Origin of the sequence: Streptomyces drozdowiczii (genome assembly GCF_026167665.1) — a bacterium.
GTDB classification, from domain to species: Bacteria; Actinomycetota; Actinomycetes; order Streptomycetales; family Streptomycetaceae; genus Streptomyces; species Streptomyces drozdowiczii_A.
Map to the genome: position 1 here is coordinate 4,284,390 of NZ_CP098740.1, position 15,375 is coordinate 4,299,764.

Genomic DNA, 15,375 nt, shown 5'->3' on the forward strand with positions numbered 1-15,375 from the left:
CAACACCGCACACCGCCACACAAGGACTGATCCATGGACCGGCTCTCCAACACCGTGCGCCCGTATGCCTGGGGCTCGACCACCGCGATCCCCGCCCTGCTGGGCATCGCCCCCACCGGCGAGCCGCAGGCGGAGATGTGGATGGGCGCCCACCCGGGCGCCCCTTCCCGGATCACCCGCACCGAAACCGGCACCGCCACCGCCTCCGCCGAGCGGTCCCTCACCGACGTCATCGACGCGGACCCCGCCCGTGAACTCGGCCCGGCGACCGTCGAGAAGTTCGGCCCCCGCCTGCCCTTCCTCCTCAAGCTGCTCGCCGCGGGCGCCCCCCTCTCCCTCCAGGTGCACCCGAACCTGGACCAGGCCAAGGCGGGTTACGCGGACGAGGAGAGCCGGTCCGTGCCGATCGACGCCCCCCACCGCACGTACAAGGACGCCAACCACAAGCCCGAGCTGATCTGCGCGCTCACCCCCTTCGACGGCCTGTGCGGATTCCGCCGGCCCCTGGAGGCGGCCGAGGCGATGGAGGGCCTGGGCGTCGACTCCCTCAAGCCGTACGCGGACCTGCTGCGCGCCCAGCCCGAGGAGGCCGCCCTGCGCGAGGTCCTGACGGCGATCCTCACCGCTGACCCGGACGAGATGGCCGAAACGGTGACCGCCGCCGCGGCCGCCGCCGAACGGATCGGCGGCGCCTACGCCCCGTACGCCCGCATCGCCCACCACTTCCCCGGCGACGCCGGTGTCATCGCGGCCATGCTGCTCAACTACGTACGGCTCCAGCCCGGCGAGGCCCTGTTCCTCGGCGCCGGCGTCCCGCACGCGTACCTCGACGGCCTCGGCGTCGAGATCATGGCCAACTCGGACAACGTGCTGCGCTGCGGCCTGACGCCCAAGCACATCGACGTCCCCGAACTCCTGCGCATCGTCCGCTTCGAGGCGACCGACCCGGGCATCCTGCGTCCGGAGGCGTCCCCCTCGGGCGAGGAGCTGTACGAGACGCCGGTGGACGAGTTCCGCCTCTCCCGCTTCGACCTCTCACCCGGTGCCGCCCCCGCCGAACTGACCGCGCCCACGCCGCAGATCCTGCTGTGCACGGCGGGCGCCCCGAGCGCCGGCGACCTCGCCCTCGCGCCCGGCGAATCCGTCTTCGTACCGGCGGGCGAGCGGGTACATGTGTCCGGAGCGGGCACGCTGTTCCGTGCGACAGTGGTGGCCTGACGCACCGTCCGTGACGACGGCTGCAACAATGTGCCGCCACACCGCGGCCGTCGGAGCCGCAGACCGAAGAAGGGACACCAGGAACCCATGAGTGCGTCAGGCGGAACCAAGGCGATCGTGGCGGCACTCGGCGCCAACCTCGCGATCGCAGTGGCCAAATTCGTGGCGTTCCTGTTCAGCGGCTCCTCGTCGATGCTCGCGGAGAGCGTCCACTCGCTCGCCGACTCCGGCAACCAGGGCCTGCTGCTCCTCGGCGGCAAGCGGGCCCAGCGCGAGGCCACCCCGCAACACCCCTTCGGCTACGGCCGCGAGCGCTACATCTACGCCTTCCTCGTCTCCATCGTCCTGTTCTCCGTCGGCGGCATGTTCGCGGTGTACGAGGGCTACGAGAAGATCCGCCACCCCCACGAGCTGGAGGCGTGGTACTGGCCGGTCGGCGTCCTGGTCTTCGCGATCATCGCCGAGGGCTTCTCCTTCCGTACGGCGATCAAGGAGTCCAACGAGTCGCGCGGCTCGCTCAGCTGGACGGACTTCATCCGCCGCGCCAAGGCCCCGGAACTGCCCGTCGTGCTCCTCGAGGACTTCGGCGCGCTGATCGGTCTGGTCCTCGCCCTCGGCGGCGTCGGCCTGGCCCTCGGCACGGGCAACGGCGTGTGGGACGGCATCGGCACCCTGTGCATCGGCATCCTGCTGATCACCATCGCGCTCGTGCTGGCCGCCGAGACCAAGTCGCTGCTGCTCGGCGAGGCCGCCGGCACCGACCAGGTCGAGAAGATCAAGGCCGCGGTGGTCGACGGTGACACCGTCACCGGCATCATCCACATGCGTACGCTCCACCTCGGCCCGGAAGAGCTGCTGGTCGCCGCCAAGATCGCGGTGCAGCACGACGACACCGCCGACGAGGTCGCCAACGCCATCAACGCCGCCGAGTCCCGCATCCGCGCCGCCGTCCCGATCGCCCGGGTGATCTACCTGGAGCCGGACATCTACAACGCGGCGGCGGCAGCGGCCGGCGTCAACCCGGCCAAGGCCCCCGGCGGCACCCACACCGCCCTCGACTCGGAGACCCCCGGCGCGGAGACTCCCGGCCCGGAAGCCCCCGAGCCGGGAGCCGCCGAACCGTCCTCCGGGACGGCCGACACCCCGGCGGGCACGGAGGAGACCGGCCCGACGGAATCCGGCCACTGACCGCACCGGACCCGCCATCGCGTACCCGACACAGCCGCTCCCGCCCCGGACCCGTCCCGGTGGACTGGGAGCGGCTGCGCCGTTCGGTGTAGATTCGACGGCAGTGTCAGACGTCGCTGCTGATGGCGGTCGATCGGTCCGTACGCCGGACCGGCCGAGGGAGAGAGGGCCTCCGACGGACTGCGCTGCGAGCGCCCGGGCATTCGTGTGCCCGCCGCCGCAGAGCCGCCCTACCCACCCTCGACTCCACAACGAGGAGCAGCCCGTTATGACGACGGTCGCCAATCGACAGGACTTCAAGGTCGCCGACCTCTCCCTCGCCGCTTTCGGGCGGAAGGAGATCACTCTTGCCGAGCATGAGATGCCCGGTCTGATGTCGATCCGCAAGGAGTACGCCGCAGCGCAGCCGCTGGCGGGTGCCCGGATCACCGGTTCGCTGCACATGACCGTGCAGACGGCGGTGCTGATCGAGACCCTGGTCGCGCTGGGTGCCGAGGTCCGCTGGGCCTCGTGCAACATCTTCTCGACGCAGGACCACGCGGCCGCGGCGATCGCGGTCGGCCCGAACGGCACCCCCGAGGCCCCTGCCGGTGTTCCGGTGTTCGCCTGGAAGGGGGAGACGCTGGAGGAGTACTGGTGGTGCACGGAGCAGGCGCTGACCTGGCCGAACACGCCGACCGGTGGTCCGAACATGATCCTGGACGACGGCGGTGACGCCACCCTTCTCGTCCACAAGGGCGTCGAGTTCGAGAAGGCCGGTGCGGCTCCGGACCCGGCGACGGCGGACAGCGAGGAGTTCGCGCAGATCCTCACGCTGCTGAACCGGACGCTGGGTGAGTCGCCGCAGAAGTGGACGCAGCTGGCCTCCGAGATCCGTGGCGTGACGGAGGAGACCACGACCGGTGTCCACCGCCTGTACGAGATGCACCGCGACGGCACCCTCCTCTTCCCCGCGATCAACGTGAACGACGCGGTGACGAAGTCGAAGTTCGACAACAAGTACGGCTGCCGGCACTCCCTGATCGACGGCATCAACCGCGCCACCGATGTCCTGATCGGCGGCAAGACCGCCGTGGTCTGCGGCTACGGCGACGTCGGCAAGGGCTGCGCGGAGTCGCTGCGCGGCCAGGGTGCTCGGGTGATCATCACGGAGATCGACCCGATCTGCGCGTTGCAGGCGGCGATGGACGGGTACCAGGTCGCGACCCTCGATGACGTCGTCTCGCAGGCGGACATCTTCGTCACGACGACGGGCAACAAGGACATCATCATGGCCTCGGACATGGCCAAGATGAAGCACCAGGCGATCGTCGGGAACATCGGTCACTTCGACAACGAGATCGACATGGCCGGTCTGGCGAGGATCGACGGCATCGTCAAGGACGAGGTCAAGCCGCAGGTCCACACGTGGACGTTCCCCGACGGCAAGGTCCTGATCGTGCTCTCCGAGGGCCGTCTGCTGAACCTGGGCAACGCGACGGGCCACCCCTCGTTCGTCATGTCGAACTCGTTCGCGGACCAGACGCTGGCCCAGATCGAGCTGTTCACGAAGCCGGAGGAGTACCCGACCGACGTGTACGTGCTGCCCAAGCACCTGGACGAGAAGGTCGCCCGCCTCCACCTCGACGCGCTCGGCGTGAAGCTGACGACGCTCCGCCCGGAGCAGGCCGCGTACATCGGTGTCGAGGTCGAGGGCCCGTACAAGCCGGACCACTACCGCTACTGATCCCCCCACCGGCCCGGAACCGGCCGGACCTCGAACGGTCCGGCCGATCCGGTCCGGTGCCGGGCGCTCAGCGCGGCCCGGGCCGATCAGCAGCAGCGACGAACGCAGGCCCCCGCACCCCCGTGTCGGGGGCCTGCGCCGTACCGCACCCGCACGAGCCGAGGACTCGAAGGACCCCATGCCCCGCGGCCGATATTCGCTCCACGACGTCCACGACCACACCCCTCTCGGCGAAGAACACTTCCACTGCGCACCCGGCCCGTCCGGCTGGCGCTACATCTCCCAAACGACCGCCCCGTCCGGCAGTCACCTGGGATCCGTCGACCTCACCCTCGATGAACTCGGCCGCCCCCTCCGACTCGAACTCCATTCCGCCGACTGGCAGGTCCGCGGTGCCGCCCTGGAGGGCCTCACCTGGGTCCGTACCGACCCGACGGGCACGCACGCCACCGAAGGCAACGTCCGCGCCCACGCCTTCAACGGCACTTCCCCCGCTTTCCTCGTCGCGACCGCTCGTCTGCTGCGCCTCACCCCCGCCTCCCCCGAGACCCGCGTACGGGTCGTCACCTTCACGGACCCGGTCCTCGCCCCCCGTACCCTCGACCAGTCCTGGGCCCTGGTGAACAGTGAAGCGCACCCCACTGACAACGGCCCCCTGACGGTGGACGAGTACCAGGTCAGCGCCCTGGACACGGGCGAACGGCACACGATCCACCTCGCCGGCGACGTGGTGCTCGCCGCCCCCGGCATCGAGCTCGAAGACCTGGAATCCCCGCCTTCCGACCGCTGACCCTCAGGCGGCCGTACCGGTACTGGGGCGTACGGCATCTTCGACCGTTCGTACGCCGGTACGGGGCCTCTGAGCGAGCCCCGTACCGGCACCGGCCTGAGCGGTCTCCCACGCCCTGCGCACGTCCCGTACCTGCCGTTCATGCACCACGGCGCCCAAGTAGGCCGCGGCCGGGAGACCCGGCGGGGGCGGAACCCGGTGCGCGCGGCGATCTCCCCGCCGGGGCCCAGGCAGCGTCGTCCAGTGAGCCACCGGCGAAGGCCGGCCCCAGCGCCACCAGACCGAAGACCGCCCCGACCACGACGAGATCGATGGCCGGAGCCAGGGCACGACCGCGTCCCCGGTCACGAGTTCGCCCCACGTCGCTGACGCGCGACGTCACAGTCGTACGACCCGGTACGCACCCATGCCTGGAGCAGCAAGCCGACCATGGACCTCGATCTCTTCGTCCACTCCCACCGCGTCGGGTGGGACCGCCTGGACCATCCCCGCGCCGGGGACGTCGCCTGACGGGCGCGGAAGCCGACGAACTGGTCGACCTCTACCAGCGCACGGCGACCCATCCCTCCCTGATCCGGTCCAGCCCCCCGGACCCGCTGCTCGTCGGCCTGATCCTTCCGCACGGGCTGCTGGAGCTGACGGCCGTCTTCGTCGCCGCCGGCACGGGTCTGCGCCTCGGCTGGACCGGCCTGGCACTGGTGCTGTTCGTCTCCGGGGTGATCGAAGCCTTCGTGGCCCCGTCCGGCCTGCCGACCTGGGCCCTCAATGCGGTCGAACGAAGCGCCGAGGTGCCGACCGCCGCCTGATGTGCATCCGGCGTTCCTGACCTGCTAGCCTCCTCTTCGCCCCAAAAAACCGTTGACACGGCGAACTGGGGGAGGTAGATTTAAACGGTTGCCTCGAACTGGACAAGTTCGGGTTCAGCCAGCTAATATCTAGCTCGCTCTCGCCGGAAATCGAATTTCCGCAGAGCCATTCGATTCCCACCTTCTGAAGTCGAAGCCGATTAGGTTCGGTCGAAACGCTTCTGATAAAGTCGAATCAGCCGAAAGGCAAGGCCACTTCAACGGCCGCCGGAATCAAATTCGAACCGGAAACGGAACGAAATGAGTCTGGTAAGGTTGGAACCGCCGAAAGGCAAAAAGAAAGACCCGCTTCGACCGGGAATCGGACACGAAAGAGTCTGATAGAGTCGGAAACGCAAGACCGAAGGGAAGCGCCCGGAGGAAAGCCCGAGAGGGTGAGTACAAAGGAAGCGTCCGTTCCTTGAGAACTCAACAGCGTGCCAAAAGTCAACGCCAGATATGTTGATACCCCGGCCTGCTTCGGCAGGTTGGTGGTTCCTTTGAAAAGTCCTGCACGGTCCTTAGGGTCCGGGTAGGCGAAACACAGCGAGGACGCAGTGGACGACGGGTCTTATTCCGACCCTGGTTGTTCCGCTCTCGTGATGTGTCTCCCGATTACGGGAAAACATTCACGGAGAGTTTGATCCTGGCTCAGGACGAACGCTGGCGGCGTGCTTAACACATGCAAGTCGAACGATGAAGCCCTTCGGGGTGGATTAGTGGCGAACGGGTGAGTAACACGTGGGCAATCTGCCCTTCACTCTGGGACAAGCCCTGGAAACGGGGTCTAATACCGGATAATACTTTCTTCCTCCTGGGAGAAGGTTGAAAGCTCCGGCGGTGAAGGATGAGCCCGCGGCCTATCAGCTAGTTGGTGGGGTAATGGCCTACCAAGGCGACGACGGGTAGCCGGCCTGAGAGGGCGACCGGCCACACTGGGACTGAGACACGGCCCAGACTCCTACGGGAGGCAGCAGTGGGGAATATTGCACAATGGGCGAAAGCCTGATGCAGCGACGCCGCGTGAGGGATGACGGCCTTCGGGTTGTAAACCTCTTTCAGCAGGGAAGAAGCGAAAGTGACGGTACCTGCAGAAGAAGCGCCGGCTAACTACGTGCCAGCAGCCGCGGTAATACGTAGGGCGCAAGCGTTGTCCGGAATTATTGGGCGTAAAGAGCTCGTAGGCGGCTTGTCACGTCGGTTGTGAAAGCCCGGGGCTTAACCCCGGGTCTGCAGTCGATACGGGCAGGCTAGAGTGTGGTAGGGGAGATCGGAATTCCTGGTGTAGCGGTGAAATGCGCAGATATCAGGAGGAACACCGGTGGCGAAGGCGGATCTCTGGGCCATTACTGACGCTGAGGAGCGAAAGCGTGGGGAGCGAACAGGATTAGATACCCTGGTAGTCCACGCCGTAAACGTTGGGAACTAGGTGTTGGCGACATTCCACGTCGTCGGTGCCGCAGCTAACGCATTAAGTTCCCCGCCTGGGGAGTACGGCCGCAAGGCTAAAACTCAAAGGAATTGACGGGGGCCCGCACAAGCAGCGGAGCATGTGGCTTAATTCGACGCAACGCGAAGAACCTTACCAAGGCTTGACATACACCGGAAAGCATCAGAGATGGTGCCCCCTTGTGGTCGGTGTACAGGTGGTGCATGGCTGTCGTCAGCTCGTGTCGTGAGATGTTGGGTTAAGTCCCGCAACGAGCGCAACCCTTGTTCTGTGTTGCCAGCATGCCCTTCGGGGTGATGGGGACTCACAGGAGACTGCCGGGGTCAACTCGGAGGAAGGTGGGGACGACGTCAAGTCATCATGCCCCTTATGTCTTGGGCTGCACACGTGCTACAATGGCCGGTACAATGAGCTGCGATGCCGCGAGGCGGAGCGAATCTCAAAAAGCCGGTCTCAGTTCGGATTGGGGTCTGCAACTCGACCCCATGAAGTCGGAGTTGCTAGTAATCGCAGATCAGCATTGCTGCGGTGAATACGTTCCCGGGCCTTGTACACACCGCCCGTCACGTCACGAAAGTCGGTAACACCCGAAGCCGGTGGCCCAACCCCTTGTGGGAGGGAGCTGTCGAAGGTGGGACTGGCGATTGGGACGAAGTCGTAACAAGGTAGCCGTACCGGAAGGTGCGGCTGGATCACCTCCTTTCTAAGGAGCATCTAGACCCTGTCAAAGGGGTCCAGAGCCACTACGTCGGCAAATGTTCGACGGTGGTCAGCTCATGGGTGGAACGTTGACTACTCGGCACGGCAAGTTGTTGACCGTTAGTACTGCTCTTCGGAGCGTGGAACATGGTCGGGAACGGGTCGGGTCGGGCACGCTGTTGGGTATCTGAAGGTACGGGCTCGTTTGAGTCTGTCCTTCGGTTGCCGGCCCCAGTGCAGCACCACGTTGTGGTGTGTGATGGGTGGCTGGTCGTTGTTTGAGAACTGCACAGTGGACGCGAGCATCTGTGGCCAAGTTTTTAAGGGCGCACGGTGGATGCCTTGGCACCAGGAACCGATGAAGGACGTGGGAGGCCACGATAGGCCCCGGGGAGCTGTCAACCGAGCTTTGATCCGGGGGTGTCCGAATGGGGAAACCCGGCAGTCGTCATGGGCTGTCACCCGCTGCTGAACACATAGGCAGTGTGGAGGGAACGAGGGGAAGTGAAACATCTCAGTACCCTCAGGAAGAGAAAACAACCGTGATTCCGGGAGTAGTGGCGAGCGAAACCGGATGAGGCCAAACCGTATGCGTGTGATACCCGGCAGGGGTTGCGCATGCGGGGTTGTGGGATCTCTCTTTTGCGGTCTGCCGGCCGTGAGACGAGTCAGAAACCGTTGGTGTAGGCGAAGGACATGCGAAAGGTCCGGCGTAGAGGGTAAGACCCCCGTAGCTGAAACATCAACGGCTTGTTTGAGAGACACCCAAGTAGCACGGGGCCCGAGAAATCCCGTGTGAATCTGGCGGGACCACCCGTTAAGCCTAAATATTCCCTGGTGACCGATAGCGGATAGTACCGTGAGGGAATGGTGAAAAGTACCGCGGGAGCGGAGTGAAATAGTACCTGAAACCGTGTGCCTACAAGCCGTGGGAGCGTCGCGCATCGAGCTTGCTCGGTGCGTCGTGACTGCGTGCCTTTTGAAGAATGAGCCTGCGAGTTAGCGGTGTGTAGCGAGGTTAACCCGTGTGGGGAAGCCGTAGCGAAAGCGAGTCCGAATAGGGCGTTTGAGTTGCACGCTCTAGACCCGAAGCGGAGTGATCTAGCCATGGGCAGGTTGAAGCGGAGGTAAGACTTCGTGGAGGACCGAACCCACCAGGGTTGAAAACCTGGGGGATGACCTGTGGTTAGGGGTGAAAGGCCAATCAAACTCCGTGATAGCTGGTTCTCCCCGAAATGCATTTAGGTGCAGCGTCGTGTGTTTCTTGCCGGAGGTAGAGCACTGGATAGGCGATGGGCCCTACCGGGTTACTGACCTTAGCCAAACTCCGAATGCCGGTAAGTGAGAGCGCGGCAGTGAGACTGTGGGGGATAAGCTCCATGGTCGAGAGGGAAACAGCCCAGAGCATCGACTAAGGCCCCTAAGCGTACGCTAAGTGGGAAAGGATGTGGAGTCGCAGAGACAACCAGGAGGTTGGCTTAGAAGCAGCCACCCTTGAAAGAGTGCGTAATAGCTCACTGGTCAAGTGATTCCGCGCCGACAATGTAGCGGGGCTCAAGCGTACCGCCGAAGTCGTGTCATTCCAGCATTAAGGGCCAACGCCTGCTGGGATGGGTAGGGGAGCGTCGTGTGCCGGGTGAAGCAGCCGTGGAAGCGAGTTGTGGACGGTTCACGAGTGAGAATGCAGGCATGAGTAGCGATACACACGTGAGAAACGTGTGCGCCGATTGACTAAGGGTTCCTGGGTCAAGCTGATCTGCCCAGGGTAAGTCGGGACCTAAGGCGAGGCCGACAGGCGTAGTCGATGGACAACCGGTTGATATTCCGGTACCCGCTTTGAAACGCCCAATACTGAATCAGGCGATGCTTAGTCCGTGAAGCCGGCCCGATCTCTTCGGAGTTGAGGGTAGTGGTGGAGCCGACGAACCAGACTTGTAGTAGGTAAGCGATGGGGTGACGCAGGAAGGTAGTCCAGCCCGGGCGGTGGTTGTCCCGGGGTAAGGGTGTAGGACGCACGGTAGGCAAATCCGTCGTGCATGAAGTCTGAGACCTGATGCCGAGCCGATTGTGGTGAAGTGGATGATCCTATGCTGTCGAGAAAAGCCTCTAGCGAGTTTCATGGCGGCCCGTACCCTAAACCGACTCAGGTGGTCAGGTAGAGAATACCGAGGCGTTCGGGTGAACTATGGTTAAGGAACTCGGCAAAATGCCCCCGTAACTTCGGGAGAAGGGGGGCCATCACTGGTGATAGCACTTGCTGCTTGAGCTGGGGGTGGCCGCAGAGACCAGCGAGAAGCGACTGTTTACTAAAAACACAGGTCCGTGCGAAGCCGTAAGGCGATGTATACGGACTGACGCCTGCCCGGTGCTGGAACGTTAAGGGGACCGGTTAGCTGCTCTTCGGGGTGGCGAAGCTGAGAACTTAAGCGCCAGTAAACGGCGGTGGTAACTATAACCATCCTAAGGTAGCGAAATTCCTTGTCGGGTAAGTTCCGACCTGCACGAATGGCGTAACGACTTCTCGACTGTCTCAACCATAGGCCCGGTGAAATTGCACTACGAGTAAAGATGCTCGTTTCGCGCAGCAGGACGGAAAGACCCCGGGACCTTTACTATAGTTTGATATTGGTGTTCGGTTCGGCTTGTGTAGGATAGGTGGGAGACTTTGAAGCGGCCACGCCAGTGGTTGTGGAGTCATCGTTGAAATACCACTCTGGTCGTGCTGGATGTCTAACCTGGGTCCGTGATCCGGATCAGGGACAGTGTCTGATGGGTAGTTTAACTGGGGCGGTTGCCTCCTAAAGGGTAACGGAGGCGCCCAAAGGTTCCCTCAGCCTGGTTGGCAATCAGGTGTTGAGTGTAAGTGCACAAGGGAGCTTGACTGTGAGACCGACGGGTCGAGCAGGGACGAAAGTCGGGACTAGTGATCCGGCAGTGGCTTGTGGAAGCGCTGTCGCTCAACGGATAAAAGGTACCCCGGGGATAACAGGCTGATCTTCCCCAAGAGTCCATATCGACGGGATGGTTTGGCACCTCGATGTCGGCTCGTCGCATCCTGGGGCTGGAGTCGGTCCCAAGGGTTGGGCTGTTCGCCCATTAAAGCGGTACGCGAGCTGGGTTTAGAACGTCGTGAGACAGTTCGGTCCCTATCCGCTGTGCGCGTAGGAATATTGAGAAGGGCTGTCCCTAGTACGAGAGGACCGGGACGGACGAACCTCTGGTGTGCCAGTTGTTCTGCCAAGGGCATGGCTGGTTGGCTACGTTCGGAAAGGATAACCGCTGAAAGCATCTAAGCGGGAAGCCTGCTTCGAGATGAGTATTCCCACCCTCTTGAAGGGTTAAGGCTCCCAGTAGACGACTGGGTTGATAGGCCAGATGTGGAAGCCCGGTAACGGGTGGAGCTGACTGGTACTAATAGGCCGAGGGCTTGTCCTCAGTTGCTCGCGTCCACTGTGTTAGTTCTGAAATAACGAACGGCCGTGTTGTTGCCCGGTTGGTTCTAATTTCATAGTGTTTCGGTGGTCATTGCGTTAGGGAAACGCCCGGTTACATTCCGAACCCGGAAGCTAAGCCTTTCAGCGCCGATGGTACTGCAGGGGGACCCTGTGGGAGAGTAGGACGCCGCCGAACTCCTTTTAGGAAGAGCCCCGTGCCCTTGTGGCACGGGGCTCTTTCGCGTTCTCGGCCAGAGCCTGGGTCCGGGTTCGGCCGTCGCTTCGGGCGACAGATATCGACTACTCACGGGGGCGGTAGATGCCCTCGTACTCGATCGGGTTCGGTCGTGCGCGCGTCGTAGACGAGGGACCCGGAGATATCGCTCGGCATCAGGTCGGGAGTGAGCTGCACCCACTTGGTGTCCAGTTCGAGCGAGCGGACGAGGGCGCGCATCCGTTCCTGGACGCCTGGTTCCAGCGGTCGGCTGCCGCGTGGGCCTTGCTCGAAGAGCGCTTCGGTGCGCGTCCTGCCGGGCTGTGACAGGTCGCGGTGGGCCGCCTCCCGGGGCGGGAGGCGGCCGGTTCCACGGGAGCGCCGACGTTCGCGCGTACCAGCAGTCGTGCTGCCGCGTCGCCCGCCCCCGGCGCGGTGTCAGTTCCTGTTGTCGAAGCCGGGCAGGCCCGCTGCCTTGGCCAGGTCGAGGTCGAGCGCTTCGCGGCGGATGCGCTGGTCCACGTAGAGAAGGGCCATGACGCCGGCGGAGAGCGGATACGTGATGGCGGCGGCGATCACGTCACCGATGGCGGAGACGATCAGGAACGGCCAGCCGAACTCGGTGGCTTCCCCGGAGAGGAAGGAGCTCAGCGTCCCGTCGTCCACGCCCACCGCGACGATGCCGAAGGGGATGCCGACCACAACACCCACGATGAGCGTCAGCAGCCAGGTCAGGGCGAGTACGCCGAACGTCCGCCACCAGGCGTCACGGACCAGCTTCGCGGAGCGCCGCATGGAGGCGGCGACCGACTGACGCTCCAGCATCAGCGCGGGGGCGGCCAGGCTGAAACGGACGGACAGCCAGAGGAAGACGGCTGTCGCGGCGAGCAGCCCGAGAAGTGCGAGACCGGCTCCCGCCGTGTCGCCGATCAGGAACCCGGGGAGGATGCCCGCGGTCATGATCGCTCCGCCCATGACGGCGAGCAGGAGGGTCAGGCCCAGCATGGGGAGCAGCCTGGGGCGGGCCTCGGCCCAGGCTTCGGACAGGGTGACCGGGCGGCCGAGCACCGAGCGGCTGATCACCACGGTCAGCACCGACGTGGTGAAGATCGTGGCCAGCATCGAGATCAGCAGGGCGGGGCGAGGTCGAGAAGGCTGTAGCGCAGCGATTCGGTGGCCTGGCGCAGCGCCTCGGAGCCGGTGGCGTTGCTGTCGACCGAGGGAGGGTCGGGCAGCAGATAGCGCTGGATGAGGAGGATGGCGGCCTGTGCGATCACGGAGACCGCTAGCGTGATGCCGAGGACCGTGCGCCAGTGGGCGCGCATGGTGGAGACGGCGCCGTCGAGGATCTCGCCGATGCCGAGCGGCCGGAGCGGGATGACGCCGGGCTTCGCGGCCGGCGGCGGGCCGCCCCAGCCGGCTCCGCGCGACGGAGTGCCCCAGGCGGAGCCCTGCTGCGGGCTCTTCCAGCCGGGGCCCGTGCCGGAACCAGGGCCGTGTGCCCGGCTGCCCCAGCCGGGGTTGGGCGGCGGGGCGGTGGGGCCGGTTCCGGTGGGGCTCGGAGGCGACCACTGGCCGGCGGGCGGCTGCTGGGCGGCCCAGGTTCCCGTGGGGGCGGTGTCGTCGGCCGGTTCGGAGGGGCGGGGGATGCCCTTGTCGGGGCGGTCCGTCGGCCGGTCCGCCGTTTCCCGGCCTGCCGTCTCCTGGTCCGCCGTCTCCCGGTCCGCCGTTTCCTGGCCTGCCGGGGCTCGGTGGTCCGTTGGGTGGCCGTTCGTCTGCTCGCCGTCGGAGGGGGCGGATCCGGGCGAGGCCCAGCCCGGAGTGTCGTTCATTGTCGCTCCTTCGCGGTCCTGTCCGCGCGGCGCGGCGTCAGGCTGGCAGCCATCGTGCCACGCGTCGTCGCCGTCCGGGCCAGGGCCTGTGACCGGCTCGTGCCTTCAGTACGGGTGGGTCACCGGGCAGACTGGATGGATGGCTGATCAGGACGCGCAATCGCCGGTGGGCAGCGGACCCGCCGGACTACCGTCAATACGCTGGGACGAGCCTCCGGAAGGCCCCGTGCTGGTGCTCCTCGACCAGAGGCGGCTGCCCGCGGAGGAGACGGAGCTGGTCTGCACCGATGTGCCGGCTCTGGTGGACGCGATCAGGACGCTCGCGGTACGGGGTGCTCCCCTGCTGGGGATCGCCGGTGCCTATGGCGTGGCCCTGGCCGCGGTGCGGGGCTATGACGTGGCGGAGGCCACCGGGCTCCTGGAGCGGGCGCGGCCCACCGCCGTGAACCTGGGATACGGCGTGCGCCGGGCCGCCGCTGCGTACTGGGCGGCGCTCGACAAGGGGCCGGGCAGGAGCGGGCGGGGGCGGCCGCGCTGGCGGAGGCCAGGGCGCTGCACCGGGAGGACGCCGAGGCCAGCGGGCGGATGGCCGGGCACGGGCTCGCGCTGCTGGACGAGCTGGTTCCGGGCGGGGGCCACCGGCTGCTGACCCACTGCAACACGGGGGCGCTCGTCTCCGGCGGTGAGGGCACCGCGTTCGCGGTGGCGCTCGGGGCCCACCGGGCGGGGCGGCTGCGGCGGCTGTGGGTGGACGAGACCCGTCCGCTGTTGCAGGGCGCCCGGCTGACCGCGTACGAGGCGGCGCGCAACGGCATGCCGTACAGCCTGCTCACGGACAACGCGGCGGGGTCGCTGTTCGCCGCCGGGGAGGTGGACGCCGTGCTGATCGGGGCGGACCGCATCGCCGCGGACGGGTCGGTGGCCAACAAGGTGGGGAGCTATCCGCTGGCGGTGCTCGCCAAGTACCACCACGTACCGTTCATCGTCGTGGCGCCGACGACGACCGTGGATCTGCTCACGGCGGACGGGGCTTCCATCACCGTGGAGCAGCGTCCCGGGCGGGAAGTGACGGAGTTCACAGCCCTGCCGCGTGGAGCGGGGGACGAGGAGCCGGGCGGGGTGCTCGTCGCCCCGGTGGGGACCCAGTCGTACAACCCCGCCTTCGATGTCACGCCGCCGGAGCTGGTCACGGCGATCGTCACGGAAGAGGGCGTAATCTCGCCGGTCACGGGGGCCGGGCTGGCAGAGCTGTGTGCCAGATCATCGCAGGTAACGATTAGCTAATGGGATGATGTCGTTTATGAAGGGACGCGTCCTTGTCGTCGACGACGACACCGCACTGGCCGAGATGCTCGGGATTGTGCTGCGTGGTGAGGGTTTCGAGCCGTCGTTTGTAGCGGACGGCGACAAGGCACTTGCTGCATTTCGAGAGGCGAAGCCGGACCTGGTCCTGCTCGACCTCATGCTGCCCGGCAGGGACGGCATCGAGGTCTGCAGGCTGATCAGGGCCGAGTCGGGTGTGCCGATCGTCATGCTCACTGCCAAGAGCGACACGGTTGACGTAGTGGTGGGCCTGGAGTCCGGGGCCGACGACTACATCGTCAAGCCGTTCAAACCGAAGGAGTTGGTGGCCCGGATCAGGGCACGTCTGCGCAGGTCCGAAGAGCCGGCCCCGGAGCAGCTGACCATCGGGGACCTGGTCATAGACGTCGCCGGTCACTCGGTGAAGCGGGACGGGCAGTCCATCGCCCTGACGCCGCTGGAGTTCGACCTGCTGGTCGCGCTCGCCCGCAAGCCGTGGCAGGTCTTCACCCGTGAGGTGCTCCTGGAGCAGGTCTGGGGCTACCGGCACGCGGCGGACACCCGTCTCGTCAACGTGCATGTGCAGCGGCTCCGCTCCAAGGTCGAGAAGGACCCGGAGCGGCCGGAGATCGTCGTGACCGTCCGAGGTGTCGGTTACAAGGCCGGACCGAGCTGAC

The 15,375-nt window shown here is 65.6% G+C and carries 5 protein-coding genes, 3 rRNA genes and 4 pseudogenes; 10 read left to right on the forward strand and 2 right to left on the reverse strand.

What is annotated here, in order from left to right:
• The first annotated feature begins 33 nt into the window (after window positions 1–33).
• From manA to rrf, 8 genes and pseudogenes are all read left to right on the forward strand, one after another.
• Window positions 34–1,218: a mannose-6-phosphate isomerase, class I gene (gene manA / locus NEH16_RS19570; RefSeq protein ID WP_265544062.1), complete on the forward strand. Its 1,185-nt coding sequence runs from the start codon at window positions 34–36 to the stop codon at window positions 1,216–1,218.
• A gap of 87 nt (window positions 1,219–1,305) precedes the next feature.
• Window positions 1,306–2,406, forward strand: a complete 1,101-nt coding sequence (locus NEH16_RS19575; protein ID WP_265544064.1) for a cation diffusion facilitator family transporter — start codon at window positions 1,306–1,308, stop codon at window positions 2,404–2,406.
• Between the two features lie 268 nt (window positions 2,407–2,674).
• The gene (ahcY, locus tag NEH16_RS19580; protein ID WP_073968473.1) at window positions 2,675–4,132 is read left to right on the forward strand and encodes an adenosylhomocysteinase; all 1,458 of its coding nucleotides are present in this window, start codon (window positions 2,675–2,677) and stop codon (window positions 4,130–4,132) included.
• A gap of 178 nt (window positions 4,133–4,310) precedes the next feature.
• Entirely contained in the window at window positions 4,311–4,922 is a 612-nt protein-coding gene (locus NEH16_RS19585; protein ID WP_073968472.1) for a hypothetical protein, read from the forward strand.
• A gap of 429 nt (window positions 4,923–5,351) precedes the next feature.
• A pseudogene (locus NEH16_RS19590) lies at window positions 5,352–5,728 on the forward strand (stage II sporulation protein M).
• A gap of 667 nt (window positions 5,729–6,395) precedes the next feature.
• Window positions 6,396–7,920, forward strand: a 16S ribosomal RNA gene (locus NEH16_RS19595).
• Window positions 7,921–8,226: 306 nt separating this feature from the next.
• Window positions 8,227–11,351, forward strand: a 23S ribosomal RNA gene (locus tag NEH16_RS19600).
• A 79-nt stretch (window positions 11,352–11,430) separates the two neighbouring features.
• Window positions 11,431–11,546, forward strand: a 5S ribosomal RNA gene (rrf, locus tag NEH16_RS19605).
• Together the 16S, 23S and 5S rRNA genes form the textbook arrangement of a ribosomal RNA operon.
• 144 nt (window positions 11,547–11,690) lie before the next feature.
• On the opposite strand, the pseudogene NEH16_RS19610 reads toward rrf, so the two are convergent.
• Window positions 11,691–11,801, reverse strand: a pseudogene (locus NEH16_RS19610) (AAA family ATPase); the annotation flags it as partial.
• Window positions 11,802–12,002: 201 nt separating this feature from the next.
• Window positions 12,003–13,396, reverse strand: a pseudogene (locus NEH16_RS19615) (glycerophosphoryl diester phosphodiesterase membrane domain-containing protein).
• Window positions 13,397–13,535: 139 nt separating this feature from the next.
• Here NEH16_RS19615 and mtnA point away from each other — a divergent pair.
• Window positions 13,536–14,680 (forward strand): annotated as a pseudogene (gene mtnA / locus NEH16_RS19620) (S-methyl-5-thioribose-1-phosphate isomerase).
• A gap of 4 nt (window positions 14,681–14,684) precedes the next feature.
• Window positions 14,685–15,374 carry a two-component system response regulator MtrA gene (mtrA, locus tag NEH16_RS19625; protein WP_005316841.1) on the forward strand — a complete coding sequence of 230 codons (690 nt, stop codon included), beginning with the start codon at window positions 14,685–14,687 and terminating at the stop codon, window positions 15,372–15,374.
• Window position 15,375 lies beyond the last annotated feature (1 nt).